Raw genomic sequence first — 14,315 nt, forward strand, 5'->3', positions numbered from 1 at the left:
AAGAAATACTGCTTTACGCACCAGACGTTGAGAAAGGTTGCCAGCGAAGTAGCCGTTTTTTTGCTAATACCGATTTTAGTTATCAATAAAGTATTAGCGTTGCCGATATAGCTCTTATGAATCGCCAGATGAAATGCAGTCCTACTGACGCGGAGAGAGAAAATGCAACGGCTTATCGTTTTAATGGTAATCAGTCTTACGGGCTGCTCAGTCGGTCATTATGAATACAGCAGAGAAGCTGAGAAACGCGTTGATATGACCGTGACCGGCATTCCAACCGTGCTGGGTGTGGGCACACTGGGTACCACCATTCCGTTAACCCCGAACTACAGCCTTACGGCGGCCCACGTGGCGAAATATTCGCTTTACCGTGTGAAAGCCTGGCATCCGGAATGCGATCTTGCGGTCGTGTACCACAAAAACAGCGAAGCCAACCTGCCCCCATCATTCCGTAACAGCCATATCGGCGACCAGGTGAATCTTTATGGTTACAGCTTCATCTCCGCCATGCCCGTGAGCTCAACAGGCAAAAACCTGGTGAACACGACGTTAGCCAATGACTGGAATAAAGCAAACTGCGTGGTCGTGGCTGCCAATGCAGGCGTGGTTAAGGGCATGTCAGGCGGCGCAGTTTATAACGCCTCTGATGACACCCTGGCTGGCGTGATTATCGGCTACAGTCAGCGCATCAACGATAACCATAGTGGTAAAACCTTGTATAAAGATGTGGCGCTGTATGTGCCCTACGCCCGTTTTCAGACCTGGCTGGATGATGCTGTGAAATCTTAGGATTTTTCATCCGGCAGTCCGGGATGCGTGCCCATCTGCTGCTGCGGTGGGTTAAGCCATCTGTCTTTGCGCGTTGCCTCGTAGTCGCGGTTGAGCGGATAAGTAATGCGATTCTCCGGCTTGCTGACCTCGCCGACCACCAGAAAGCGCGCGTCGGCGTCACTGTTATTAATAAAGGTGTGGCAAATACCGGTGCCGGCCGGAAAAGCCACTGCATCGCCCGGTGACAACGGGTAGAGTTCGCCATTGATCCAGGCGTGGGGATTGCCTTCCAGCACGTAGATAAACTCTTCTTCTGCACTCTCTGCATGAGGATAAGACATGCGTCGTCCGGGTCGTAGCCTTTCATGATGGATGCCGAGCCGGGTTAAGCCCGACAGTTTTGCCAGAGGTGTACCAATGGACATCAGCTCATCGCTATCGGAATAATGTTCGTTGTCTTCGCCTTCCAGCGCTTGCCAGTGAAGAATGCAGTCAGGACGTTGCTTCATGATGATCGCTCCAGGTTGAGATTGTCAGCCTGGCAGACGAGGTGAGATTACTCAAGTCGATGCACATTGTGAGGCGTGGCGGGCAGCAGAAATGAAAAAGGCCGGAATCACCCGGCCTTTAACCAGCAGCTGATAATTACTTTGAGCCAGGGCGCAACGCCGGGAACAGGATAACGTCACGGATGGTATGGCTGTTGGTAAACAGCATAACCATGCGGTCAATACCAATGCCTAACCCAGCCGTTGGCGGTAAACCATGTTCCAGCGCGGTGACGTAATCTTCGTCATAAAACATCGCTTCATCATCGCCCGCATCTTTCGCATTAACCTGCTGCAGGAAACGCTCTGCCTGATCCTGCGCATCGTTAAGCTCAGAAAAGCCGTTACCGATTTCACGTCCGCCGATAAAGAACTCGAAGCGGTCAGTGATTTCAGGATTCTCGTCGTTACGACGAGCCAGCGGAGAGACTTCAGCCGGATATTCAGTGATAAAGGTTGGCTGAATCAGGTGCGCTTCAGCGGTTTCTTCAAAGATTTCCGTCACTACGCGGCCTAAGCCCCAGCTTTTCTCAACCTTAATATGCAAGGACTGGGCAATGGCTACCGCTTTGTCGAAATCCTCCAGATCGGCCAAATCAGTTTCCGGACGGTATTTCTTGATCGCCTCACGCATGGTGAGTTTTTCAAACGGCTTACCGAAGTCGAATTCCTGTTCACCGTAAGGCACAACGGTGCTGCCTAACACGTCCTGCGCCAGGGTACGGAACAGGCTTTCGGTCAGTTCAATCAGGTCTTTGTAATCCGCATAAGCCATATAGAGTTCCATCATGGTGAACTCTGGGTTATGACGTGGCGAAATGCCCTCGTTGCGGAAGTTACGGTTGATCTCGAATACGCGATCAAAACCGCCCACGACCAGACGTTTCAGGTACAGCTCTGGCGCAATACGCAGATACATATCAATATCCAGCGCATTATGATGCGTGATAAACGGACGCGCCGATGCGCCGCCCGGGATCACCTGCATCATCGGCGTTTCCACTTCCATAAAGTCGCGTCCAACCATGAACTGGCGAATGCCGGCCATGATCTGTGAACGGATTTTGAAGGTGTTACGTGAGTCATCGTTGGCAATCAGATCAAGATAACGCTGACGGTAGCGCGTTTCCTGATCGGCCAGACCGTGGAATTTGTCGGGCAGCGGGCGCAAGGCTTTGGTTAACAAGCGCAGCTCTGAGCAGTGGATCGACAGCTCGCCGGTTTTGGTTTTGAACAGTTTGCCGCGCGCACCGAGGATATCGCCCAGGTCCCACTTTTTGAACTGCTCGTTGTAGATGCCTTCGGCCAGATCGTCACGCGCCACATACAGCTGAATGCGGCCGCCCACGTCCTGCAGAGTAATAAAAGAAGCTTTGCCCATAATACGGCGCGTCATCATGCGGCCAGCCACGCTGACCTCAATGCCTAAGTCTTCCAGTTCTTCGTTACTCTTCTCGTCATAGCTGGCATGCAGCCGATCGGAGGTGGTATCACGACGGAAATCGTTAGGAAACGCCACGCCGTTTTCACGCAGCACGCTCAGTTTCTCGCGACGCGTTTTCAGTTCGTTATTTAACTCAAGTGCAACGTCAGCGCTCTGCGGTTGTTGTTCAGACATGTCGGTTCCTTATAGCCCTGCTTTTAAACTTGCTTCAATGAATCGGTCCAGATCGCCATCCAGCACCGCCTGCGTGTTACGCGTTTCCACGCCGGTACGCAGATCTTTAATACGTGAGTCATCCAAAACGTAAGAACGGATCTGGCTGCCCCAGCCGATGTCAGACTTATTGTCTTCCAGCATCTGCTTCTCGGCATTTTTTTTCTGCATCTCAAGCTCGTACAGCTTCGCCTTCATCTGCTTCATCGCCTGATCTTTGTTTTTGTGCTGAGAGCGATCGTTTTGACACTGGGTTACCGTACCGGTTGGAACGTGGGTAATACGCACCGCCGATTCCGTACGGTTAACGTGCTGACCACCGGCACCGGAGGCGCGGTAAACGTCAATACGCAGGTCGGCCGGATTGATGTCGATATCAATATCGTCATCCACTTCCGGATAGATAAACGCTGAGCTAAAGGAGGTATGGCGGCGACCACCGGAGTCAAATGGACTCTTACGTACCAGGCGATGTACGCCGGTTTCGGTGCGCAGCCAGCCAAATGCATAATCGCCAGAGACGCGAATAGTGACGGACTTGATGCCTGCCACTTCACCTTCTGACTCTTCAATAATTTCAGTCTTGAACCCTCTCGCCTCTGCCCAACGCAGATACATGCGCATCAGCATGCTGGCCCAGTCCTGCGCTTCTGTTCCACCGGAACCGGCCTGCAGATCAATGTAGCAGTCGGCGCTGTCATACTCGCCGGAAAACATACGACGAAACTCAAGTTCACCGAGTTTACCTTCCAGCACGTCCAGTTCAGCCACGGCTTCGTTGAAGGTTTCTTCATCGTCAGCTTCTACCGCCAGGTCAAGCAGCCCCTGCACATCTTCCAGCCCCTGGTTCATCTGATCGAGCGTATTAACGATGGCTTCCAGCGAGGAGCGCTCTTTACCCAGCGCCTGAGCACGTTCCGGTTCGTTCCAGACGTCGGGCTGTTCCAGTTCTGCGTTTACTTCTTCAAGGCGTTCTTTCTTGGCATCGTAGTCAAAGATACCCCCGAAGAACGTCGCTGCGCTCGCTGAGGTCCTGAATACGGTATTTGACCGGGTTAATTTCAAACATGTGTTTAGCGTCTTTTTTACGTTCGATGGAATAAGAAATTCAGCCTGCGAGTTTACCCGAAACCGACGGCAGTTTGTAGCGTTGAGAAAATGCGCAGGTCTTAATCTTTCGGCTCAGTCAGATGGACTGGCTAAGCCGAAACGGGCGTGACGATGGTAATCATGACGACAGGGGGAACAGTGCCGCGCAACCCGCCTGCCCGGCTAGCTGAGCGGCCAGAGGTGTTCAACAATCAGTTGCACCGACCGGTTACCGCGGTACTCATTGATATCAAGCCGGTACGCGAGTTCAACCTGACGCACGCTGCTGTCAGGCCACCGCGTGGTATCCACGTTGAACGCGATACCGTCAATCAGCGGCCCGCCTTCCAGCGGCTCAACCATCAGCTTCAGGTGACGTTCACCGACCAGGCGCTGCTGCAGTAGCCTGAACTTGCCGTCGAAAGCCGGTTCAGGAAAGGACTGGCCCCAGGGACCGGCATCGCGCAGCATTTCCGCCGTCTGAATTGAAAACTCGGCGGGCTGTAACGCGCCATCCGACCAGATAACGCCCTGTAACGCTTCTCCGGCAAGCCATTCGCCCACCAGGTCGGCAAAGCGCTGCCGAAATTCCTCGTAGCGCGTCGCTTCCAGCGACAGTCCCGCTGCCATAGCATGGCCGCCAAACTTCTGCATCAGGCCGGGATGCAACGTATCAAGACGTTCCAGCGCGTCGCGCAGATGCAAACCCGCAATCGATCGTCCCGATCCTTTCAACATGCCGTCACCGGCAGGTGCAAAGGCAATGACCGGGCGATGGAAGCGCTCTTTCAGGCGGGAAGCCAGAATGCCGACCACGCCCTGATGCCATTCGGGGTGATAAAAGGCCAGCCCCAGCGGCAGATCGCTTTGCTCGCTCTCCAGCTTTTGGCATAACGCCAGCGCCTCGCTCTGCATGCCCTGCTCTATCTCTTTGCGCATCTGGTTAAGCGCATCCAGTTCACTGGCTAACATGCGTGACTGGCTGAGATCGTCGGTCAGTAACAGCGCCACGCCAACAGACATATCATCCAGGCGTCCGGCAGCATTAAGCCGCGGACCCAGCGCAAAACCCAGGTCGCTGGCGGCCAACTGGCGGGCATCGCGGTTGGCGATTTCCAGCAGGGCTTTAATTCCCGGTCGGCATTTGCCAGCCCGGATGCGGCTCAGGCCCTGCCACACTAAGATGCGGTTATTCGCATCCAGCGGCACCACATCCGCCACCGTGCCCAGCGCCACCAGATCCAACAGGTCCGCCAGATTAGGTTCCGCTCGCGTAGCCCCAAACCAGCCCTGAGTTCGCAGATGCGCGCGCAGGGCCATCATCAGATAAAAGGCAACGCCAACGCCCGCTAACGAGCGAGAGGGAAAATCACAATCCGGCAGGTTGGGATTCACAATGGCATCAGCATCCGGCAGCGTTTCGCCCGGCAAGTGGTGGTCGGTGACCAGCACCGCAATGCCGTGCTGATGCGCCACCTGCACACCGGCGTGGGAGGAGATACCGTTATCCACGGTCAAAATCATCTCGGCACCGCGCGCTCTGGCCTGCTCCACCACTTCCGGACTCAGACCGTAGCCATCTTCAAAACGGTTGGGCACCAGATACTGCACGTTGCTGTATCCCATGCTGCGCAGTGCCAGCACCGTCAGCGCGGTACTGGTGGCACCGTCGGCATCAAAATCGCCCACAACCATGATGCAACGGCCATCCAGCAGAGCCTGATGAAGCAAACTCACGGCCTTGTCTATGCCGCTTAATGCGCTGAAAGGCAGCAGGTTTTTCGCGCCTCTTTCCAGCTCGGCGGCATCGGTAACGCCGCGTTGCAGATAAAGCCGACGCAGGAGTGGCGGTAAATCAGCCGGTAACGCCAGCTGATCGGCCACCGCCTCACGGCGACGTAGTTCGACTTCGTGCTTTACCACGCCTTAACCACCACGCTTTTGATTATCCAGTACCTGCTTGAGTTCCTGTGGGCTTTGATAGCCTGGGATCATCATTCCGCTATCGGTCAGAATAGCTGGCGTACCCTGAATGCCGAACAGCACACCCAGTTGGTACTGCTTGCCGATATCGATATTGCATGAGGCTGGCGCATCCATCTTCGGCACATCGCCTTTCATCGCCTCATCAAAGGCTTTGTTGCGATCGGCGCTGCACCAGACGGCCTTCATGGCGCTGGCGACTTTGCCGTTCATGCCTTCACGGGGGAAAGCCAGATAGCGAACGGTGATGCCCAGCGCGTTATAGTCCGCCATTTGCTCATGCAGTTTGTGGCAGTAGCCGCAGGTGATATCCGTAAACACCGTCACCACATGCTGCTCTTTTGGCGCTTTATACACGATCATTTCCGGGACCAGCGCCTCAACTTTCTTATCCAGCAGCGCATTCGTGACGTTGACCGGCTGAGTGCCGCTGACATCATAAAGCGGCCCCTGGATCATGTGTTTACCATCATCGGTAACGTACAGCACGCCACTTTCGGTGAGCACGGTTTTAAAACCCGGCAGGGGTGAAGGTTGAATCTCAGTCTGGTGCAAACCCAGTTTTTTCAGGGAAAGCTGAATGGCGCTGTCATCAGCGTGGGTCAATCCGGAAAAGGCGCTGGCAAGAAGCGCCAGCATGGCAACATGTTTGTTCATTGTTTTCCTTACTATCCGTCGGTTATGCGCGCGGATGATGCTGTTGATGTAACAGTCGCAGACGTTCCGTGGCGACATGAGTATAAATCTGTGTCGTTGAGAGGTCGCTGTGCCCCAGTAACATCTGTACGACACGTAAGTCAGCCCCGTGGTTCAGCAGATGCGTGGCGAAAGCATGGCGCAGCACGTGCGGTGAAAGCTTTTCGCTGTCGATGCCCGCCAGCGTGGCGTAATGCTTGATACGATGCCAGAAGGTTTGTCGCGTCATCTGCTGGGCACGGTTACTGGGAAAGAACACGTCCAGCGTCTGCCCATTGAGCAGCCATGGCCGCCCGTGCTCCATATAATATTCCAGCCAGTAAACCGCCTCTTCACCTAATGGCACCAGGCGTTCTTTATTGCCTTTACCGATCACCCGCACCACGCCCTGACGCAGGCTGACATCATTCAGGGTCAGTCCCACCAGTTCTGAGACACGCAAGCCGGTGGCGTATAATAATTCCAGCATGGCTTTATCGCGCAGTTCAAGCGGCACATTGACATCCGGCGCCTGCAGCAGGCGATCTACCTGCGCCTCGCTCAGATCTTTTGGCAACCGCTGGGGCAGTTTGGGGGCTGCCAGCATCGCGCTGGGATCGTCAGATCGAATCTTTTCGCGGTAGAGGTACTGAAACAGGCGGCGCATGGCGCTGAGCAGGCGTGCAGAGCTGGAGGCTTTATAGCCGCCCTCAAGCCGCTCCGCGAGAAACTGTTGCAGATCGGGCGCAGTCAGCGTCGTGAGCGTCAAACCGTTATGCACCAGCCAGCCAGTGAGGGTTTGCAGATCCTGTCGATAGGAAGACAGGGTATTTTGCGCCAGATTGCGCTCAATCCATAGCGCATCAAGAAACTGTTCTGTCAGTTCACTATCTTGCACGTTTTCCCCACCGTTCAGTATGAAATCGTGCTCATTATGCCTGATTCAACCCTGCTTCTGATACAATTACGCCAAAGTCAGGATTAACAGAGCACTATCTGCATGAAAATAGGTCTTTTTTACGGTTCCAGTACCTGTTACACCGAAATCGTAGCGGAGAAAATTCGGGATTTTATTGGTGACGAGTTAGTGACGTTGCACAACGTGAAAGATGACGATCCGCGTCTGATGGAAGAGTATGATCTGTTGATTTTGGGCATTCCTACCTGGGATTTTGGTGAATTACAGGAGGACTGGGAGGCAATCTGGCCTCAGTTACCCACTCTCAATTTGCATAACAAGATAGTGGCACTGTACGGCATGGGCGACCAGATTGGCTATGGCGAGTGGTTTTTGGATGCTTTGGGCATGCTGCATGAGCTGCTACAGCCAATGGGCGTGCAGTTTGTCGGCTACTGGCCACTGGACGGCTATGAATTCACCAGCCCCAAACCGCTGAGCGCTGATGGCAAACAGTTTGTCGGGCTGGCGCTGGACGATGTTAATCAGTTTGAAGCGACGGATGAGCGCGTCGAACAGTGGTGCGAACAGATTCTGACCGAGACTGCCGACCGGCTGTAACCTCTGTTCTGCAGCCCTTGTCCAGAAAGCGGTGTTAAAAAACCGCCGTTCAGAAACGGGGGCTAAGAAGCCGCTGTTAATTCACCTTCTTCAGACAGGGTTATCCAGAAATTATTGTTTTGAAGGTCATGTTTTAAAAGACATGTTTTGAAAACCGTGCTTTAAAGCCGTGTTCTGAAAGCCCTGTCCCGGGCGCGTTATTCTGGAAACCTTATTCAGGAAACATTGTTCAGGAAACGTTGTTCTGCAAAAAGTGTTCTGGGAAGCGTGTTCTGAAAACATGGCTCTGGAAGCCTTGTTCAGCGCGTCAGGTGTCACTGAAACAGCGAGCCCGTAACGCGCGCCATTCCTCTGGCTGCATGTTGTCCTGCATCAGCCAGAGCCGTAAAGTCTTGCCTTTGCCGTTGCGCAGGACCAGTAAGACCGCGCCGGGTAACCAGTACAACGGCTGGTGCGTTTGCCAGCTGTCACCTTGCCAGCGCCAGTCGCGGTTGTTGTCGCGCTGTAACCAGCCCTGCCGTTGGCGTAAACGGCGATCCTGTCGCCACCCTTCCCACAGCACTACGGCGACCAGGACAGGCTTAATCATCCACTCTGCCGCAGGCAGTTCCATTATCCCGACGCCTGCTATAGTCATTAACAGCGCCAGGGTTAAGGTCGTGCGTGCGTGCCAGGAGGGATGAAGGTTACATCGCCACCGGTCCGCGTTCACGATTGCGCTGCTGGATAAGTTTAACCATACGATTAAGTTCAGGATCGCCCGGTTCGCCATGGTTCATCAACCAGTTGAAAAGATCGGGATCGTCACTTTTCAGCAGGGCGATAAACACTTGCTTATCCGTGTCGTTGAGCGTGTCATATTCGTACTTAAAGAACGGCATAATAGCGATATCCAGCTCCAGCATGCCACGACGGCAGGCCCAGTGAATTCGTGATTTATCATCAATATCCATGCAACAGTTTCCACATTTCACATCGTGGCCGCTAGTGTACCCTGGATTAATGCTGACTGCAGGCTCACAACGCAACCCTGTGCAACGCGCCACAGAGTCAGGTTTTTTTAACGCCTCAGTACGCGTTTTGTGCGCCCTTTTCAGTAAACAGGTTGCATTGCCAGTGTGCTCTTTTAACATTGAAGACATTGTTCCGGATGAACCTTCATACTCAGGATTTATCGATGCCAACATTTACGCTTCCCCCACGTCAGCCCGCAGCCTCGTCACGCCTGCCGTTAACGTTAATCTCTCTGGATGCCTGGGCACTGGTTTCCGTCGTCGGCCCCGACAGCACGCCTTATTTGCAGGGCCAGTTGACTCTGGATGTGGCAGCGCTGGATGCGGCTCACCATCTGCCTGCCGCCCACTGTGATGCTAAGGGCAAGATGTGGAGCAACCTGCGTCTGTTTCATCGTGGTGAGGGCTATGCCTATTTGGTGCGTCGCGAGCTGCGAGACACGCAGTTGCCTGAGCTGAAAAAATATGCCGTTTTTTCTAAAGTCACCCTGGCGGCGGATGACGATGTCGTTTTGCTGGGCGTCGCCGGTTTCCAGGCGCGTGCCGCGCTGGCGAATGTCTTTGACACGCTGCCCGACCACTCAACTCCCGTAGTACAGCAGGGCGATACAACGCTGTTGTGGTTTGAACATCCTGCAGAACGTTTTCTGCTGGTCACGTCGCTTTCACAGGCAGAAGCGCTGAAACAGAGGCTGGCGGAGGATGCGCAGTTCAATGACAGCACACAGTGGCTGGCGTTAGATATCGAAGCCGGTATTCCGGTCATCGACGCGGCCACCAGCGCGCAGTTTATTCCCCAGGCTGCAAACATGCAGGCACTGGACGCAATTAGCTTTAAAAAAGGCTGTTACACCGGCCAGGAAATGGTGGCAAGGGCCAAGTATCGCGGCGCGAATAAACGTGCGCTCTACTGGCTGTCAGGCCAGGCCAGTCACCTGCCCACCGCTAACGACTCGCTTGAGCTGCAGATGGGCGAGCGCTGGCGTCGCACGGGCACCGTTCTTGCGGCGGTCCAGCTGGACGATGGCGTGACCTGGGTGCAGGTCGTGATGAACAACGATCTGGAGCCGGACAGCGTACTACGTGTTGAAGGCGATGAAGGCGGTAAGCTGCAGATTCAGCCCTTGCCTTACTCGCTGGAAGAAGGCTGAGTTCAGGGGCGGGATCTTCTCCCGCCCTTTTTTCTTTACATGACGTAGAAGTAGATGGCGCAGAAATGGCAAATACAGCCGCCTAAGACAAAACCGTGCCAGATAGCATGATTAAAGGGCACCCGACGCGCGACGTAAAAAATCACGCCCACGGAATAGATAATGCCGCCCAACGCCAGCAGCCAGATCCCGCCAGCCGACAGTTTCATCGCCAACTGATAAACCACAATCAGCGAAAGCCATCCCATGCAAAGATAAGTAACCAGGGACAGCACCTTAAAGCGATCGGCGATAGTCAGCTTAAAAAGAATCCCTAACAGCGCCAGGCCCCAGATGACCGCCATTAATCCATAGGCCAGAGGCGACTGTAACCCCACCATCAGGAACGGCGTGTAAGTGCCTGCAATCAACAAGTAGATAGCGCAGTGGTCAACTTTTTTCAGCACGCGCTTAGCACGCGGATGGCTGACAGCATGGTAAAGCGTTGAGGCCAGAAACAGCAGGATCATGCTGCCGCCGTACAGGCTGGAACTGACGATAGTGGTTATTCCAGCGTTCATCGCCATTGCCTTATCAAGCAACAGCACTAATCCTACAATCCCAAACAGGCAACCGAGCCCGTGACTGATACTGTTGGCAATTTCCTCTGCCAGTGGATAACCCTGCGTCGGTAAACTTTTGTGAGTCATAACATTCCTGCCTGAAAAGTGATAACAACTGCAGCTTTATCGTGCAACAGAGTACCCAGAAAAAGTTTCAGTGTACAAGTGTAAGCTTAAAATAATTATTGCGGTCAACCCCTGCGCGATTTCTGGTAAAATGCTGGCTAGTCAATTGCCTGATGAGTTTTTCCATGTTCTCGCATCACGATCTTGCCACCCTGAACGATCTTGAAATGCAGGTTTATCAGTACATCATCAAACATCGCGACAGTGTCAGTTACATGACCATCCGCGATCTGGCCGAGCAGGCAGCGGTGTCGACCACCACCGTATTGCGTTTTTGTCGCAAAATGCAGTGTGAAGGCTGGTCAGAATTTCGTATCCGGCTGCGTCTGGCGCAGGAGCAAACGGCCCCTGTGCTGCCGGTCTCGGGCGTCGCGGATATGCTGAGTTTCTTTAAAAGCATCAACAACGATGAGTTTGAGCAGGTCATGCGTCAGGCGGCAGAGATGATCAATCTGGCTGAGCGGGTGTTTTTTATTGGCGTGGGAACATCGGGAAGCCTGGGAAAATATGGGGCGCGCTTTTTTTCGAACGTCGGTAAGTTCAGCCATGCCATTGACGACCCCTATTATCCGGTGAGTCCGAGCTTATATGAAAACGCCCTGGCTATTATCCTTTCTGTTTCCGGCGAAACGGAAGAAGTGCTGCGTATCGCCAGTCAGTTCAGCCTGAATAAGTGTAAAATCATTGCCATCACCAATAGTGAAACCTGCTCACTGGCAAAAATGAGCGACTTTACGGTGTCTTATCATGTACCTGTGATACGAATGGCAGACCACAGCGATATTACGACTCAGGTCCCGGTCATGTATATTATTGAGTCTCTGGGTCGAAAACTGGGTAAATAAAACAAGACGTTTTTTCGCCGTAACAAATCCCTTTTTTGCTACGGTGTTATAGCGTGACATTATTAAGTGCTTTGCTACACTCAGCCCAATTTTATTGTCAGGGGAGAGAGCGTAATGAGCTTACCAAAAACGTTTCTGTGGGGCGGTGCGGTCGCGGCACATCAGGTGGAAGGCGGCTGGGATCAGGGCGGTAAAGGCATCAGTATTGCCGATGTGCTGACCGGCGGTTCGCATGGTGTGGACCGGGTCATCACCGACGGCGTCCAGCCCGGAAAATTCTATCCTAATCATCAGGCTGTTGAATTTTACTCGCATTACAAACAGGATATTGCGCTGTTTGCTGAGATGGGTTTTAAATGCTTCCGTACCTCAATTGCCTGGACCCGTATTTTCCCGAATGGCGATGAATTGCAACCCAATGAAGCCGGTCTGCAATTCTATGACGATCTGTTTGATGAATTACTTAAATACGGTATTGAGCCGGTTATTACCCTTTCCCATTTTGAAATGCCCTATCATCTGGTTAAAGAATACGGTGGCTGGCATAACCGTAAAGTCGTCGATTTCTTTGTTCGCTTTAGTGAAGTCGTACTGAAACGTTACAAGAACAAAGTAAAATACTGGATGACCTTTAACGAAATTAATAATCAGCGTAACTGGCAATATCCGCTGTTTGGTTACTGCTGCTCAGGCGTTATTTTCACTGAACATGAAAAACCTGAACAGGCGATGTATCAGGTCATGCATCATCAGTTTGTTGCCAGCGCCAAAGTAGTGAAACTGGGTCATGAGATCAACCCGGACTTTCAGATTGGCTGCATGATCGCCATGGTGCCGGTTTACCCCTTCTCCTGTCATCCGGATGACGTCCTGCTGGCGCAGGAAGCGATGCATCAACGTTATGTATTCAGTGACGTGCAGATGCGGGGTTACTACCCGGCTTATGCACTGAAAGAGTGGGCGCGCAAAGGCTATCACATTGAAATGGAAGCTGAAGATGCTGAAACCCTGCGTAATGGCTGCGCGGATTACGTGGGTTTCAGCTATTACATGAGTACTGCCGTGCAGACCAGTGCCAGCGGCGTAGATGACCCCATTACCGGTTTTGAAGGCGCGGTTAAAAACCCGCATGTTAAAGCCTCAGACTGGGGCTGGCAGATTGATCCCGTTGGCCTGCGCTATACGCTTAACGAGTTGTACGAGCGCTACCAAAAGCCCCTGTTTATTGTGGAAAATGGCTTTGGTGCCATCGATAAACCGAACGCACAGGGCGTCATCGAGGATGATTACCGCATTGATTATCTGGCCGCACACATTGAAGAGATGAAGAAAGCCGTCACACATGATGGTGTGGATCTTATGGGATACACGCCGTGGGGCTGTATCGACTGTGTATCTTTCACCACCGGTCAGTACAACAAACGTTACGGTTTTATTCATGTGAATAAAAACGACGACGGCAGCGGCGATTTCTCGCGCGCGAAGAAAAAGAGCTTTGCCTGGTATCAACAGGTTATCGCCAGCAACGGCGAAAAACTGTAAGCCCGTGCCGCAGCGCTTTGCTGCGGCATAATTTTAGCGCCCGCCGGCGGCATCAATAATGCTGCCGGTAATGTAAGAGGCGGCATCGCTGGCTAACCAGACGATGGCTTCTGCAATTTCTTCAGCATAACCGCCGCGCCCCATTGGAATTCCGCTGGCCAGCCGGTCGACTCTGCCCGGCTCGCCCCCGTCCGCATGCATTTCGGTGTAGATCATCCCCGGACGTACGCCATTGACACGGATTCCCTGCTGAGCGACTTCCAGCGACAGGCCTTTGGTCATCGTATCCATCGCGCCTTTCGATGCTGCGTAATCGACATATTCATTTGGCGACCCCGTGCGGGCCGCAGCAGACGACACATTAACAATGCTACCGCCCTGGCCGCCATGATGGGTTCCCATGCGCCGGACGGCTTCCCGACTGCAGAGAAAGGGGCCAAGCACGTTGGTGGCAAAAACCTGCTGAATACGCGAGGCATCCAGTTGCTCAAGGCGACATTGCTGAAACAGTATGCCGGCATTATTCACCAGCAGCGTGAGCGGCAGATCTTCCTGATCCAGCCGCTGAAACAGCGACATCACCTGCGCTTCATCACTGATGTCGGCCTGAACGCTAAAAGCCTCACCGCCCTGACGCACTATCTCATCCACAACCTGATGGGCCTCACTGGCGCGTGAGCGGAAATTTACCGCCACCCGGTAGCCTCGGGACGCCAGTAAGAGAGCCGTTGCGCGACCAATGCCGCGACTGCCGCCGGTAACGAGTGCGAGTTGCATGGCTGTCTCCATAAAAA

The 14,315-nt window shown here is 53.5% G+C and carries 15 protein-coding genes; 5 read left to right on the forward strand and 10 right to left on the reverse strand.

Features of this window, described 5'->3' with window-relative positions; genetic code table 11:
- Positions 1–162: 162 nt before the first annotated feature.
- Positions 163–789 carry a hypothetical protein gene (locus A6A26_RS22475; protein ID WP_063880797.1) on the forward strand — a complete coding sequence of 209 codons (627 nt, stop codon included), beginning with the start codon at positions 163–165 and terminating at the stop codon, positions 787–789.
- On the opposite strand, the gene A6A26_RS22480 is transcribed toward A6A26_RS22475, so the two are convergent.
- The 6 genes from A6A26_RS22480 to xerD form a co-directional block, all read right to left on the reverse strand.
- Positions 786–1,280, reverse strand: coding sequence for a cupin domain-containing protein (locus A6A26_RS22480; RefSeq protein ID WP_063880798.1), 495 nt, complete (start codon positions 1,278–1,280; stop codon positions 786–788). The two genes, A6A26_RS22475 and A6A26_RS22480, sit on opposite strands and share 4 nt — an antisense overlap.
- A 136-nt stretch (positions 1,281–1,416) precedes the next feature.
- Positions 1,417–2,937 carry a lysine--tRNA ligase gene (gene lysS / locus A6A26_RS22485; protein WP_063880799.1) on the reverse strand — a complete coding sequence of 507 codons (1,521 nt, stop codon included), beginning with the start codon at positions 2,935–2,937 and terminating at the stop codon, positions 1,417–1,419.
- A gap of 9 nt (positions 2,938–2,946) precedes the next feature.
- Positions 2,947–4,045, reverse strand: a protein-coding gene (gene prfB, locus A6A26_RS25035) for a peptide chain release factor 2 (RefSeq protein WP_096011771.1) whose coding sequence is annotated in 2 segments (ribosomal slippage) — positions 2,947–3,969 and positions 3,971–4,045 — 1,098 coding nt in all. Because the reading frame shifts where the segments join, the coding sequence is not laid out codon by codon here.
- A gap of 203 nt (positions 4,046–4,248) precedes the next feature.
- On the reverse strand, positions 4,249–5,988 hold the full coding sequence (gene recJ, locus A6A26_RS22490) for a single-stranded-DNA-specific exonuclease RecJ (protein ID WP_063880800.1): 1,740 nt from the start codon (positions 5,986–5,988) through the stop codon (positions 4,249–4,251).
- Between the two features lie 3 nt (positions 5,989–5,991).
- Entirely contained in the window at positions 5,992–6,705 is a 714-nt protein-coding gene (gene dsbC / locus A6A26_RS22495; protein ID WP_063880801.1) for a bifunctional protein-disulfide isomerase/oxidoreductase DsbC, read from the reverse strand.
- 22 nt (positions 6,706–6,727) lie between these two features.
- Positions 6,728–7,621, reverse strand: coding sequence for a site-specific tyrosine recombinase XerD (xerD, locus tag A6A26_RS22500; protein ID WP_063880802.1), 894 nt, complete (start codon positions 7,619–7,621; stop codon positions 6,728–6,730).
- Between the two features lie 102 nt (positions 7,622–7,723).
- Between xerD and fldB the strand changes: the two genes are divergently transcribed.
- Positions 7,724–8,242, forward strand: a complete 519-nt coding sequence (gene fldB / locus A6A26_RS22505; RefSeq protein ID WP_063880803.1) for a flavodoxin FldB — start codon at positions 7,724–7,726, stop codon at positions 8,240–8,242.
- A gap of 307 nt (positions 8,243–8,549) precedes the next feature.
- On the opposite strand, the gene A6A26_RS22510 is transcribed toward fldB, so the two are convergent.
- Positions 8,550–8,954, reverse strand: coding sequence for a protein YgfX (locus A6A26_RS22510; RefSeq protein WP_063880804.1), 405 nt, complete (start codon positions 8,952–8,954; stop codon positions 8,550–8,552).
- Positions 8,929–9,195: an FAD assembly factor SdhE gene (gene sdhE / locus A6A26_RS22515; RefSeq protein ID WP_063880805.1), complete on the reverse strand. Its 267-nt coding sequence runs from the start codon at positions 9,193–9,195 to the stop codon at positions 8,929–8,931. Before sdhE ends, A6A26_RS22510 begins: the two co-directional genes overlap by 26 nt.
- A 224-nt stretch (positions 9,196–9,419) precedes the next feature.
- On the opposite strand from sdhE, the gene ygfZ reads away from it, so the two are divergent.
- Positions 9,420–10,406, forward strand: coding sequence for a tRNA-modifying protein YgfZ (gene ygfZ, locus A6A26_RS22520; RefSeq protein WP_063880806.1), 987 nt, complete (start codon positions 9,420–9,422; stop codon positions 10,404–10,406).
- Between the two features lie 35 nt (positions 10,407–10,441).
- Here ygfZ and A6A26_RS22525 read toward each other — a convergent pair whose 3' ends face one another.
- Positions 10,442–11,095 (reverse strand): PAQR family membrane homeostasis protein TrhA, encoded by a 654-nt coding sequence (locus A6A26_RS22525; RefSeq protein WP_063880807.1) that lies wholly within the window; start codon positions 11,093–11,095, stop codon positions 10,442–10,444.
- 164 nt (positions 11,096–11,259) lie between these two features.
- Between A6A26_RS22525 and A6A26_RS22530 the strand changes: the two genes are divergently transcribed.
- Positions 11,260–11,979 (forward strand): MurR/RpiR family transcriptional regulator, encoded by a 720-nt coding sequence (locus tag A6A26_RS22530; protein WP_063881244.1) that lies wholly within the window; start codon positions 11,260–11,262, stop codon positions 11,977–11,979.
- Between the two features lie 114 nt (positions 11,980–12,093).
- Positions 12,094–13,521 carry a 6-phospho-beta-glucosidase gene (locus A6A26_RS22535; RefSeq protein ID WP_063880808.1) on the forward strand — a complete coding sequence of 476 codons (1,428 nt, stop codon included), beginning with the start codon at positions 12,094–12,096 and terminating at the stop codon, positions 13,519–13,521.
- Positions 13,522–13,554: 33 nt separating this feature from the next.
- On the opposite strand, the gene A6A26_RS22540 is transcribed toward A6A26_RS22535, so the two are convergent.
- Positions 13,555–14,298, reverse strand: a complete 744-nt coding sequence (locus A6A26_RS22540; protein ID WP_063880809.1) for an SDR family oxidoreductase — start codon at positions 14,296–14,298, stop codon at positions 13,555–13,557.
- Positions 14,299–14,315 lie beyond the last annotated feature (17 nt).

This window comes from Pantoea sp. OXWO6B1 (assembly GCF_001641135.1).
Classification (GTDB): Bacteria; Pseudomonadota; Gammaproteobacteria; order Enterobacterales; family Enterobacteriaceae; genus Pantoea; species Pantoea allii.

Bases quoted from the DNA above. Each gene is read 5' to 3' on its own strand.
- A6A26_RS22475 (WP_063880797.1), top strand. From the start codon at position 163: ATGCAACGGCTTATCGTTTTAATGGTAATCAGTCTTACGGGCTGCTCA.
- A6A26_RS22480 (WP_063880798.1), bottom strand. From the start codon at position 1,280: ATGAAGCAACGTCCTGACTGCATTCTTCACTGGCAAGCGCTGGAAGGC.
- lysS (WP_063880799.1), bottom strand. From the start codon at position 2,937: ATGTCTGAACAACAACCGCAGAGCGCTGACGTTGCACTTGAGTTAAAT.
- dsbC (WP_063880801.1), bottom strand. From the start codon at position 6,705: ATGAACAAACATGTTGCCATGCTGGCGCTTCTTGCCAGCGCCTTTTCC.
- fldB (WP_063880803.1), top strand. From the start codon at position 7,724: ATGAAAATAGGTCTTTTTTACGGTTCCAGTACCTGTTACACCGAAATC.
- sdhE (WP_063880805.1), bottom strand. From the start codon at position 9,195: ATGGATATTGATGATAAATCACGAATTCACTGGGCCTGCCGTCGTGGC.
- ygfZ (WP_063880806.1), top strand. From the start codon at position 9,420: ATGCCAACATTTACGCTTCCCCCACGTCAGCCCGCAGCCTCGTCACGC.
- A6A26_RS22525 (WP_063880807.1), bottom strand. From the start codon at position 11,095: ATGACTCACAAAAGTTTACCGACGCAGGGTTATCCACTGGCAGAGGAA.
- A6A26_RS22530 (WP_063881244.1), top strand. From the start codon at position 11,260: ATGTTCTCGCATCACGATCTTGCCACCCTGAACGATCTTGAAATGCAG.
- A6A26_RS22535 (WP_063880808.1), top strand. From the start codon at position 12,094: ATGAGCTTACCAAAAACGTTTCTGTGGGGCGGTGCGGTCGCGGCACAT.
- A6A26_RS22540 (WP_063880809.1), bottom strand. From the start codon at position 14,298: ATGCAACTCGCACTCGTTACCGGCGGCAGTCGCGGCATTGGTCGCGCA.